1 protein-coding gene is annotated in these 13,665 nt (G+C 63.3%); it reads right to left on the reverse strand.

Annotated features, from left to right (window positions below):
* Positions 1 to 34: 34 nt before the first annotated feature.
* Positions 35 to 13,657, reverse strand: coding sequence for a non-ribosomal peptide synthase/polyketide synthase (locus tag OQ248_RS00990; protein WP_265811807.1), 13,623 nt, complete (start codon positions 13,655 to 13,657; stop codon positions 35 to 37).
* Positions 13,658 to 13,665 lie beyond the last annotated feature (8 nt).

Below are 13,665 nucleotides of genomic sequence, written 5' to 3' on the forward strand. Positions count from 1 at the left end.
GCGCACCGGCCCTCTCAAAAAGTTGAATACCGGCTCAACGCGCCGACTGTTGCAGGCAATGCCCGACCAGCGCTTCCAGCTCGGCCTGATACTGCTGCATCAAGGTCTCGATGGTGCTTGGGCGGAAGCGACGGGTGCTGTACATGCAACGCATCGACAGCTTGCCGTCGAACACCTGACCGACAATTTCCAGCCAGTTGCCGAGGTTGGCATCCAGGCTGTAGACATCGCCGATGTGCTCGTCCGTGGGCATCAACATTGCCTGCTCATCAAAGGTCTGGTCGAACTGCCCCAGGTAGTTGAAGGTCAGCCGCGCCTGTGGCAACGCCGCCAGACGCTGTTGCACCGACGCATCGGCCATGTAGCGCAGCGCGCCGTAGCCGACGCCTTTTTGCGGCACGGCGGCCAACTGCTCGCGTACCGCCAGGATCGATGCGCCGAAATCCTGCTCCGCCAACGGCGCCAGCCGTACCGGGAACATGGTGGTGAACCAGCCGAGCGTGCGGCTCAGGTCCAGCCCTTCGACCAGGTCCTCACGACCGTGCCCTTCCAGTTGCACCAGCACCGATTCGGCCTCGCTCCAGCGACACAGCACACGCCCCAGGGCGGTCAGCAGCAGATCGTTGATCTGCGTGCCGTACACCGCCGGCGCCTGTTTGAGCAACTGCCCGGTGCGGGCGGCGTCGAGGCCCATGAACGCTTCTTCGCGAAAACGCATCAGGTTCTTGCCACGCGGGTTGTCACACGGCAGATCCTTGCCCGGCTGATCCAGTTGCCCGAGCCAGTAATCCAGCTCTTGCCCGACCAGTGCCGGCACCTGCGCCGCCAGGCCATCGGCCCAGGCGCGATAGCTGCTGGTACGCTGCGCCAGTTGCGGCTCGCGGCCCTGACTGAACGCCTCGTAAGCCAGTTGCAGGTCTTGCAGGAACACCCGCCACGACACTGCATCGATCACCAGGTGATGCACCACCAACAGCAGGCGCACCTCGCCATCCGGCAGATTCACCAGCAGGCCACGCATCAACGGGCCGTCGACCAGATTCAGGCTGCGTTGGGTTTCGTTGACCAATGCGTCCAGTTGTTCGATGTCGCTGATGTCCCGCTGCCACAGCAACGGGTTCTGCTCGGCGATGCGCAAGCTGTCCTGCAACGTTTGATAGTGTTGCAACCAGCGGCCCTGATCCTGATAGAAGCGCAGCCGCAACGAGTCATGCTGCGCCAGCATCAACCGCAGCGTCTGCTCCAGCGCCGGAGCATCCAGCGCCTGGCGCGAACGCAGCATCATCGCCTGGTTGAAATGATGCGGTTCGCTCATGCCCTCGGCGAAGAACCATTCCTGGATCGGCAACAGACCAAACGCACCTGCCTGCGCGACGTGGCTGTTGTCGGCAGTCTGGCTCGAGCGGGTGACCGCTTGCTGGTCGAACAGGTTGCCAATGGTCTGGAAGCGCATCAGGTCGCGCAGCTTGATGTCCAGTTTCAGTTGCGGATGGTTCCGCGCCCGGGAAATCACTTGCAGGCTGAGAATCGAATCACCGCCCAACTCGAAGAAGTTGTCGCTGATACCGACCTGCTCCACTTGCAATACGTCGGCCCAGATATCGGCCAGCCAACGCTCCTGTTCGTTGCGCGGCGCCTGATATTGATCGGCGCAAAACTCGGGCTCCGGCAGCGCCTTGCGATCCAGTTTGCCGTTCGGCGAGATCGGCAGGCGCGCCAGTCCCAAGATCTGCAGCGGCACCATGTATTCCGGCAACTGTGCACGCAACAGGGTTTTCAGACGGTCACCGGCGTTGTCGTCGGTGCTGACCACGTAGCCGATCAACTGTTTGCCGGAGACGCCGTCACGGGCGATGACCACGGCATCGGTGACACCGTCCTGAGCGCGCAGGCAGGCTTCGATTTCACCCAGCTCGATGCGGAAACCGCGAATCTTCACTTGATGGTCGGCGCGGCCGACGTAATCGAGGATGCCGTCGTGGCGCAGGCGCACCAGGTCACCGCTGCGGTACAGACGGCTGCCCGGCGCCCCGAACGGATCCGGCACGAAGCGCTCGGCGGTGATGGCCGCACGGCCATGGTAACCACGGGCAACCCCGTAGCCTCCGATGTACAACTGGCCGGACAAGTCCTGCGGCAGCGGATTGAGATCGTCGTCCAGCACCCACAGCGAGCGTTGACCGACCACTCGCCCGATCGGCGCATAGGCGGCAGCGCAGGCTTCATCGTTCGGCGCTTTCCAGAGCATCGGCGTGACCACGGTTTCGGTCGGGCCGTAACCGTTGGTGATGAACTGCGGCTGCAACACGCGACGAACTTGCGCCAGGGTCTGCTCCGGCACAGCGTCACCCCCCAGGCAGTAAATGCGCACTTTCGGCACAGCCATGCCGCTGGCCTCGACGTACTCGGCCACCTGTTTGAGGTAGGCCGGCGGGAAGCAGGCGATATCGATCGAGCGGTTGAGCAAGGCGTGGCTGGTCTGCTCCGGCGTCCACAATTCATGATCGCGCAGCACCAGGGTGCCGCCGAACGCCAGCGTGGTCAGCCAGCGTTCATGGGCGCCGTCGAAGGCGAACGACATGAAGTGCAATTCGCGCGTGCCGGTGTCCATCTCGTACAACTCGCGGATTGCCTGGCAATGCATGCTCAGCGGTCCGTGGGTCACCGCCACACCTTTGGGCAAACCGGTGGAACCCGAGGTGTAGATCAGGTAGGCGAGGCTGTCATCACAGGTCTGTACCTGCGGTGCCGTGTCCGGGTACTGATTGCCATCGAATATATCGAGATCAAGCAATGGCAAATTCGCCGGCAATGGCAAACGCTGGCTGGCGGCGCCACGGCTGATCATCTGACGCATGCCGGAGTCTTCAATCATGAAGGCCAGGCGATCGGCCGGATAGTCGATGTCCAGCGGCACGTAAGCGGCGCCGCTTTTGAACACGGCGAGCAAGGCCACCAGCATGTCGAGCGAACGTTCCAGTGCGACACCGATCAGGACTTCCGGACCGGCACCCGCCGCGATCAAGTGATGTGCCAGCTGGTTGGCCCGGCGCTCGAGTTGCGCATAGCTCAACTGCTCGTCACCACATTCGGCGGCAATGGCCTCAGGACGTTGCGCGGCAATCATTGCCGGCAACAGCTCGCGACGATGCACCGCCGCCGGTTCTGCGCCCCACTGCTGCAAGGCCTGCCATTGTGGCGCGGCCAGACGCTGCAGGTTGCCCAGACGCTCCGTCGGCTGCTGCATCATGCTGTGCAGCAACACTTCCATGGTCTGGCGGATCCGCTCGACCGCTTCGACACTGAAACGATCACGCAGGAACAGGTACTCGATGGAGAACTCTTCCCCCAGATGCACGGCCAGATCCATCGGGAAGTTGGTCACGTCATGGCTGGCCGAAGTGCCGAAGCGCAGACCGCCCGGTGCCTGTTCCAGACGCTGGTCGATCGGGTAGTTCTCGAACACGATGATGCTGTCGAACAAGGCTTGCCCGCCCTGCCCCGACCAGCGCTGAATGTCCGCCAGCGGTGCGTGAGCATGTTCACGCAGGTCGAGGTTATAGGCCTGCAGACTGCTCAGCCAGGCATTCAGCGGCTGCGCCGGATCGAGGGTCTGGATCACCGGCAAGGTGTTGATGAACAGCCCCAGCATGCTGCCGGCATTCGGCAACCCTTCCGGGCGCCCGGCCACGGTGGCACCAAACGCCACGCTGTGCTGACCGGTGTAGCGCTGCAACAGCAGCAACCATGCGCCTTGAATCAGCGTGTTGGCGGTAATGCCCTGAGCCCGGCAGTGCTGCTGCAACAAGGCCGTCTGCTGTGCATCCCAACGGGTGTACAACGCCTGGTGGCCGTGTTCGGCGGACTCATGACGCGGGTGCATCGCCTGACTCAGCGCGGTCGGTTCGACCAGCGTCTGCAAGTGGCCGCGCCAGAATTGCTCGAGTTGCGCCGAATCCTGCTGCTGCAACCACGCGATGAAGTCGCGATAACGTCCGCTCTCGCCTTCGACCTGGCCGGTGGCGTAGTGCTGCAGTACCTCGCCGAACAACTGCGAACTGCTCCAGCCGTCCATCAAGATGTGATGGCTGGTCCAGATCAGCTGGTACTTGTCGGCGTCCAGACGAATCAGGCGCGTGCGTTGCAACGGCATGCGGTCCAGTTCAAAGCCCTGAACCCGCTGCTGACGGGCGAACTCGGCGAGTTGCGCCTCATCCATCGGCGTGTCCAGCGCTTGCAGGTCAACAATGCCCTGACGGTGGACGACCTGCACCGGTGACGCCTGGCTGTCTTGCCAATGGAACGACGTGCGCAGGATTTCGTGACGCTGTACCACGCATTCCCACGCAGCACGGAAGCGCTCGATATCGAGGCCTTCCACCGACAGGTTGAGCTGGTTGACGTAGAGATCGTCGCCATCATCGGACAAGGTGTGGAACAGCATGCCCTGCTGCATCGGCGACAACGGATAGATGTCTTCGATGTCCGCGACCGGCACCGGCAAACCGTCCAGACGCGTCTGGCCCAGCGCTGCCAGCGGGAAGTCCGACGGCGTCAGGCCGTGGTTGCCCGGGGTCACGCAGTGTTCGATCAGCGCGGTCAGTTCACGCCCGTATTCATCGGCCACGGCCTGCACGGTCGCGGTGTCGAACATCTGCTCGCTGAAGCTCCACGACAGGCTCAGCTCACCGCCATACACCTGACCGTTGACCGACAGCCAGTTGCCCATCGGGGCACGTTCGCTGAGGTCACTGCCGGCACTTTCGCCGGCCGGCAGGAACAGCGCAGCCTCGTCGAACTGGCTATCGAACTGGCCGAGGTAGTTGAAGGTGATTTTTGGCGTGGGCAGTGCTGCCAGCGCCTCACGCGCCGAGGCATCACCCAGATAACGCAAGGCGCCAAAACCGATGCCCTTGTCGGGAATCGCACGCAGTTGCTCCTTGATCTGCTTGATCGAATCAGCAAAACCGCCGGCCGGCGTCAGATGCACCGGGAACACGCTGGTGAACCAGCCGAGGGTGCGGCTCAAATCGATATCGTCGAACAGGTCTTCACGACCATGACCTTCCAGCTGAATCAGTGCCGAGGCATGCCCGCTCCAGCGGCTGATGACCCGCGCCAGTGCGGTCAGCAGCAAGTCGTTGACCTGCGTGCGATAAGCCGCCGGGGCCTGTTGCAGCAGTTGTCTGGTCAGCTCAGGCGCAAGGCGCGTCTGCACACTTTGCGCGTAACGGTTTTCCAGGCTGCCGTCCGGGCGCTCGCACGGCACAGTGGCGATCGCCCCCTGCAAATGCTCACGCCAGAAAGTCTGTTCGTCATCGAGGCTGACGGTGTGCGCCTGCAAGCGTTCGGCCCAGGCTTTGAAGGCGCTGGTCTTGGCCGGCAACGCGACCTCGCGCCCGGCCTGGATCTGGCTGAACGCGGTTTGCAGATCTTCCAGCAGGATCCGCCACGAGACACCGTCGACCACCAGGTGATGCACCACCAGCATCAGGCGCTGAGTGTGATCCGGCAGATCGAACAGCACACCGCGCAGCAGCGGACCGTCGTGCAGATCGAGACTGCCCTGGGCCTGCTGACAGATCACTTCGATGTCAGCCGGATCCGTCAGCGTGCGCTGCCAGAGCAGTTCCTGCGCAGGCTCGACCGGACGGTGAGTGGCTGTCCAGCCCTCGGTCGTTTCACTGAACGAAAGGCGCAAGGCATCGTGATGCGCAACCAGTGCCTGGAGCACCTGCGCAACGGTCTCGGCGTGCAGCGTCATCGCCGGTTTGAGCAGCAACGACTGGTTCCAGTGATGGCGCTCGGGGATCTCGCTGGCGAAGAACCATTGCTGGAACGGCAACAACGGGGTCGTACCGCTGACCGGCCCCTGATCGATGCTCAGCAGCGTGCCGCCGGCCTGTGCCACCGCCGCCAGTGCCTGCACGGTCTGGTGCTGGAACAGATCCTTGGGCGTGAACTGGATTCCGGCCTGCCGCGCACGGCCGACCACTTGAATCGAGATGATCGAATCACCGCCCAGCTCAAAGAAGTTGTCCGTGGCGCTGACCCGCTCGAGGCGCAGCACATCGGCCCAGATCGTGGCGATACGCTGCTCCATTTCATTGCGCGGCGCCACGTAGCTGTTCTGCATCAGACTGGCGTCCGGTGCCGGCAGCGCCTTGCGGTCCAGTTTGCCGTTCGGGGTCACCGGCAGGTTCGCCAGCACCATCAAGTGCGCCGGCACCATGTGCGTTGGCAGGCTCTCTTTGAGAGCGTTACGCACGCTGTCGCGCCATTCCCCCAGATGTGCTTCTGCCACCGGCTGTGTCGGCACCAGATAAGCCACCAATTGCTTGCCGCTCGGCCCGGCATGCGCCAGCACCACGGCTTCGCGCACGCTGCTCAGTTCCAGCAGACGCGCCTCGATTTCGCCCAGTTCGATGCGGAAACCACGAATTTTCACCTGGTTGTCGACACGCCCCTGATAGTCGAACACGCCATCGGCGCGCTCGCGCACCAGATCGCCGCTGCGGTACAGACGACTGCCCGGCGCCCCGAATGGATCGGGTACGAAGCGTTCGGCGGTCATTGCCGGACGGTCCAGATAACCCCGGGCCAGCCCGGTACCGCCCAGATACAACTCGCCCATCACGCCCTGTGGCAATGCGTTGAGATCAGCGCTGAGCACACAGGTGCTGCGGTCGCCGATCCGCGTGCCGATCGGTGCATAGGCAGCGCCACACTCGTCATGGCGCCCGGCCTTCCAGATCAACGGGGTGACCACGGTTTCAGTCGGCCCGTAACCGTTGATGATGTACTGCGGCGCCAGTGCGGCACGTGCCCGTTCGAAACTGTCGTTGGGCACGGCATCGCCGCCGAAGCAGTAGATGCGCACCGCAGGCGGCTGGCCGACCTGTTCGGCGTGCTCGGCCAATTGCTGCAAGTACACCGGCGGGAACGCCGCCACCGTCACGCCGTGTTGTTGCATGGCGGTATAGGTCTGCTCCGGGCTCCACAGGCTGTCATCGCGCAGCAACAGCCGCGAGCCATGGGTCAGCGGGGTCAGCCAGCGTTCATGAGCGCCGTCGAAGGCGAACGACATGAAGTGCAGTTCGCAATCGTCCGGGGTCATTTCATAGCGCTGGCCGATCGCCTGGCAATGCATTGCCAGCGGTCCGTGCTCCACGCACACACCCTTGGGTTGGCCGGTGGAACCTGAGGTGTAAATCACATAGGCAAGGTTTTGCGCGTGTACCTCGACCTGCGGCGCAACGTCTGGCCATTCGGCGGTCGGCAGCGTGTCCAGATCCAGCGCACGCAAACCGGCGCTCAGCGGCAACCGCGTGCGCAGTTGCGAATCGCTGAGCAGCAGCGCGATGCCCGAATCTTCGATCAGGTAGGCCAGGCGCTCGCGCGGATAACTGGCATCCAGCGGCACGTAAGCACCGCCGGCCTTGAGCACCGCGAGCAAGGCCACCAGCATCGACGGGCTGCGCGGCAGCGCTACGCCGACACGCACTTCCGGCCCGACGCCTTCATGGATCAGCACATGCGCGAGGCGGTTGGCCTGGCTTTCAAGCTCGGCAAAGGTCAACGCCTGATCGCCACAACGCACGGCTTCCTGTTGCGCCTGCTGCGCCGCAATCACTGCGATGCGCTGATGCACCGGCAACGGATCCGTGCACGGTTGCGCACGATTGTTTTCCTGCAAACGGCGCTGTTCTTCACGGCTGAGCAGGGTCAACGCGCCGAGGCGCGCATTCGCCGACTGCACGAACTGCTCCAGCAGCGAGGCCAGTTGCGCGTGCAAGCGCACAATCGCATCCGGGCTGAAACTGGCGGCGGCAAAGCTGTAATGCACCGACAGGGTTTCACCGAGGTTGACCCCGACCGTCAGCGGGAAGTTGGTTTGTTCACGGGTGTCGACCGCGCCGAAATTCAGGCCCAGCGATGAACCTTGCTCCAGCGCTTCGGAGATCGGGTAGTTCTCGAACACCAGCAGGTTGTCGAACAAGCCATCGCTGCCCTGCCCCGACCAGCGCTGGATATCGGCCAGTGGCGTGTGTTCGAAATCACGCAGGGCGATGTTGAGCTCTTGCACGGTTTGCAGCCACTGGCTGACCGTCACTTGCGGTTCCGGACGGGCAATCACCGGCAAGGTGTTGATGAACAGACCGACCTGCTGCTCGACCCCCGGCAGGTTGGCCGGACGCCCCGACACGGTAGCGCCGAAGGCCACCGTCGGTTGCCCGGTGTAACGTTGCAACAGCAACAGCCACGCCGCTTGCACCAAGGTGTTGAGGGTGACTTTTTGCTGACGGGCAAACTCGCTCAAGCGCAACGTGCCTGTGGCGTCGATCCACTGCTGATAGTGTCCGGTACCGCCCTCGGCGCTCGCCGAACGATCCGCCAGACCCTGAGCCAGGCGGGTCGGCTCATCAAACCTGGCCAGACGTTCAAGCCAGAATTGCTCGCTGAGCTGACTGTCCTGACGCTGCAGCCAGGCGATGTAATCGCTGTAGCGGCCGATGGGCGCAACAGGCACTTGCCCGGCATAGCGTTGCAGCACTTCACCGAGCAACTGCGAGTTGCTCCAGCCGTCGAGCAAAATGTGGTGGCTGGTGTAGAGCAGTTCGTGACGGTCTTGCGCGGTGCGCACGACCACCAGGCGCAACAGCGGCACCTCGCTCAAGTCGAACGGACGGTTGCGCTCGGCCTCGGCCAGCGCATCCAGCGCTTCGCCCGGCTGGCCGCGCCAGTCGTGAACGGTGAACGGCAGCGTGGCCGAGCGTTCGACGATTTGCAGCGGCCGAGCCTGCTCGCCTCCCCAGACAAACCGGGTGCGCAGAATGTCATGGGCCTCCAGCGCCGCTTGCCAGGCCTGACGGAAACGCTCGACATCGAGCCCTTCCACCGACACCCGCATCTGGTTGATGTAATCGCCCGAGCCCTGCTCATACAAGGTGTGAAAGAGCATGCCCTGCTGCATCGGCGACAGCGGATAGACGTTGTCCACCGTTTGCGGATCGGTGATCAACTGATCGAGCTGCGCCTGAGTCAGGTCAGCCAACGGGAAATCCGACGGCGTCACGCCACGGTTGTGCGTATCACAGCAATGGGCGATCAGCGCATTGAGTTCTTGTGCATAGTCGTCAGCCAGACGCTGGATCGTCGCCTGATTGAACATTTCGTGACTGAACGACCAGCTGAGGTTGAGCTCACCGCCATAGACCTTGCCGTTGATGTCCAGCCAGTTGGCCAGCGGTGCCAGCGAGCTCTGTTCACGACCGGTGCTCTCACTGGCGGGCACGAACAGCGCGGCCTCGTCGAACTGGCTGTCGAACTGCCCCAGGTAGTTGAAGGTAATGCGCGGCACCGGCTGCGCGGCGAGTGTCTGCCGCGCGTGCTCATCGCCCAGGTAACGCAGGGCACCAAAACCCAGGCCTTTGTGCGGCACGCCACGCAGTTGTTCCTTGACCGCCTTGAGCGAGTCGGCCAAACCCATGGCCGGGGTCAGGCGTACCGGGAACAGGCTGGTGAACCAGCCGACGGTGCGGCTCAGGTCGATGTCTTCGAACAGTTCTTCACGGCCATGACCTTCGAGCTGGATCAGGGTCGAGGCCTGACCGGTCCAGCGACAGATCACCCGCGCCAGTGCCGTCAGCAGCACATCGTTGATCTGCGTGCGATAAGCGGCCGGCGCCTGCTGCAAGAGCTGGCGGGTCTGATCTGCATTCAAGCGGGTTTCCACGCTCGCCGCGTGACGGTTTTGCAAGGTCGCTGCCGGGTTGTCGCAAGGCAGATCGGCAGGCGCCTCGCCCAACTGTCCGGCCCACCACGTCAGTTCGCTTTGCAGCTCACCGCCGGCGAACGCTTGCAGGCGTTGCGCCCAGTCCTTGAACGGGCTGGTCTTGGACGGCAATTTGACCGTCTCGCCGTTCTGCAACTGCTCGCAAGCGTTCTGCAAATCTTCCAGCAACACGCGCCAGGACACACCGTCGACCACCAGGTGGTGGATCGCCAGCAACAAGCGCTGGCTGCCGTCGGCGACATTCAGCAGCACGGCGCGCAACAGCGGGCCATTTTGCAGATCAAGACTGCCTTGAGCGGCGTCGCACACCGCTTCGATTTCGTCGGCGTGCTGCACGCTCACCTGCTGCAACAACGGCTGGTTATCCGGCGCGCGATGCGTGGCCGTCCAGCCTTGAGCACCTTCGCTGAAGCTCAGGCGCAAGGCGTCGTGATGCGCAACCAATGCCTGCAAGGCGTGTTCGAGGACATCGGCGTCGACAGCTTGCGAAGGTTTCAGCAGCAGCGACTGGTTCCAGCGCTGACGCTCGGGAATCTGCAGTTCGAAGAATCGTTGCTGGAATGGCAGCAACGGTGTGCTGCCGGTCACTGCGCCCTGCTCGATGCCGAACGCCGCTTCGCCACGCTGGGCAACCCGGGCCAGACCTTGCACGGTCTGGTACTGGAACAGGTCCTTGGGGGTGATTCGCAGGCCGGCCTGACGTGCACGGCTGACCACCTGGATGGAGATGATCGAGTCACCGCCAAGGGCAAAGAAGTTATCCGTGACGCCCACCTGCTCCAGCCCGAGCACGGCCTGCCAGATCTCGCACAATTGCCGTTCGTTATCGTTGCCCGGCGCAAGATAGGTGTGCTGCTCCAGCGCCGCGTCAGGCTTGGGCAGCGCCTTGCGATCAAGCTTGCCGTTGGGGGTCAGCGGCAGTTGTTCGAGGAACAACAAATGCGCCGGCACCATGTATTCCGGCAGGTGCTCGCGCAGGCCGGCCTTGAGCACTTCACGCAGGCGCGCTTGCTCTTCGGCATTGCCCAGGGCACCGCTCGGCACGATATAGGCGACCAGTTGCTGACCGCTCGCGCCTTCCTGCGCCAGTACCGCCAGTTCGCGCACCGCTTCTTGCTGCAGCAGACGCGCTTCGATCTCGCCCAGCTCGATGCGGAAGCCGCGCACTTTGACCTGATGGTCGATACGACCGACGTACTGCAGGTTGCCGTCAACCTGATAACGCGTCAGGTCACCGGTGCGATAGAAGCGCTCGCCTGGAGCGCCGAACGGGTTCGGCAGATACTTTTCTGCGGTCAGCGCCGGCCGGGCCAGGTAACCGCGCGTGATGCCGGCACCGGCCAGATACAGCTCGGCGGCGACACCTTGCGGCACCGGTTGCAACTCGCCGTCGAGGACATAGCTGGCGGTGTGTTTCAGTGGCCGGCCGATGCTCGGCTGGCCACCCGCCGTGCGCCGTGTCCAGGTTGAATAGGTGGTGTCTTCCGACGGGCCGTACAGGTCGAAAACATGCTCGACCGTCGGTTGCGCATACAAAGTGTCGACCAGCGATTGCTTGAGCGGCTCGCCGGCCAGATTGATGATGCGCACGCTCGGCGGGATCTCGCCGCTGCGTTGCAGGGCGGCAATCGCCGAAGGCACGGTGTTGATCAGGCGCACCTGATCGCGGGCCGGCAACTGCGGCAATTCCAGGGCATTACGGGCGATGATCAGCGAACCACCGTTGGCCAGGGTGACAAACAGCTCCCACACCGACAGGTCGAAACACACCGACGTCGAGGCCAGCACGCCTTGAATATCGTCGCGGCTGTACACCGATTGCGACCAGTCGATCAACGCGAGCACGTTGCGATGGGCAATCGCCACGCCTTTCGGTTTGCCGGTGGAACCGGAGGTGTAAATCACATACGCCAGGTTGTCGGCCAACACCCGCGTTTGCGGCGCGTGCGCGGGATACGCAGCGAAATCCTCGGCGGTGTTGTCCATCAGCAAAACGTCGGTTTCCGCCGCAATCGCCAGACTGGCGGCGACGTCCCGTTCAGTCAGCAGGCACAGCGCACGGCTGTCTTCGAGCATGTAGGCGACGCGGTCGGCCGGATAATCCGGGTCGAGCGGCACGTACACGCCCCCGGCCTTGAGCACGGCCAGCAGCGCGACCAGCAGGTTCTCCGAGCGCTGCATCGCCACGCCGACGCGCACCTCCGGGCCGACGCCTCGCTCGATCAAGGCATGCGCCAACGGGTTGGCCCGTGCTTCAAGCTCGGCATACGTCAGATGCCGTTCGGCGAAGGTCACCGCGCGTGCATCCGGGGTCTGCGCCGCCTGACGAGCGATCAACTGATGAATGCACAGATCGCTGGCAAACGGTGCGTCCACCGGGTTCCAGTCGTGCAGCAATACCTGCCGCTCACCGGCATCGAGCAGCGGCAACTCGCCGACGCGTTGTTGCGCATCGCTGACGATGCCCTTGAGCAGCGCCTGCAAATGCCGGCCCATGCGCTCGATGGAGGCGGCTTCAAACAGGTCGGTGGCGTAGATCAGCGAGGCCCACACGCCTTCCGGCGATTCGTGGGTTTCCAGAGTCAGGTCGAACTGCGCCGTGAGGCTGTCCCAGTTCACACTTTCAACCGCCAGCCCCGGTAATTGCATGGCCTGATTAGCCTGCCGCGCGCCACTCTGATGGTTGAACATCACCTGGAACAACGGGCTGCGGCTCAGGCTGCGTTCCGGCGCCAGGGCTTCGACCAATTGCTCGAACGGCAGATCCTGATGCGCCTGTGCGCCCAACGCTGATTGTTTGGCCTGGGCCAGCAAGGCGCTGAACGTCATGCTGCTGTCGAAGTTGGCGCGCAAGACCTGGGTGTTGACGAAGAAGCCGATCAGACCTTCGGTTTCCGCGCGGTTTCGGTTGGCAATCGGCACGCCGATGCGAATGTCGTCCTGACCGCTGTAACGATGCAGCAAGGTCTGGAACGCTGCCAGCAACAGCATGAACATGGTCACGCCTTCACGGCGCGCAAGCTCTTGCAGGCCTTTGCTCAACGCCGCGTCCAGCTGCATGTCCAGACGTGCACCGCGATAGCTTTGCACCAACGGGCGCGGATGATCGGCCGGCAGCTCCAGCACACCCGGATCCGAGCCCAGATGTTCGACCCAATAGCTCAATTGCCGCTCGCGCTCACCGGCGTCCATCCAGCTGCGTTGCCACTGGGCGAAATCGGCGTACTGGATTGGCAACGGTGCCAGCGTGGCCGGTGCGCCCTGACTGAACCCGGCATAGAGTTCGATCAGTTCGCCGACCATCACCTGCATCGACCAGCCATCGGAAATGATGTGATGTTGCACCATCACCAGAACGTGATCGTCCGGTGCCAGCCGCAGCAGGCAGACCCGCAGCAAGGCATCCCGTTCGAGGTCGAACGGGCGGGCAATTTCGGCTTCGATGGCCGCGCGCAAACGCGGCTCATCGACTTCGCCGTCCAGCTCGCGAACCTCGATCTGCAAGGCAAACGGCGCCTTGATCAGCTGAATGGCCCTGTCCTGATCACCTCGGGCAAAACCGGTGCGCAGACTTTCGTGACGCTCGATCAGCGTATCGAAACTGCGTTGCAGTACCGCCATGTCCAGGGCGCCGCGCAAGCGCAACGCCGTGGGAATGTGGTACGCCGCGCTGTCCGGCTCCATCTGCCAGAGAAACCACTGCCGCTCCTGGGCATAAGACAAAAGCAGCGGTTCACCTTCGGTGCGCCGGAAAATCGGCGCGATGCCATAAAGGTTAATGCCCTGTTTGCCCAGTAGAATCGCCAGCGCCTTGCGTTTCTCGGGAGAAAGCGCGCCTACCGATTCAATCAACTGCTGCATGCCGTGGT

The sequence above is a fragment of the Pseudomonas sp. COW5 genome (assembly GCF_026240005.1).
GTDB classification, from domain to species: domain Bacteria; phylum Pseudomonadota; class Gammaproteobacteria; order Pseudomonadales; family Pseudomonadaceae; genus Aquipseudomonas; species Aquipseudomonas kribbensis.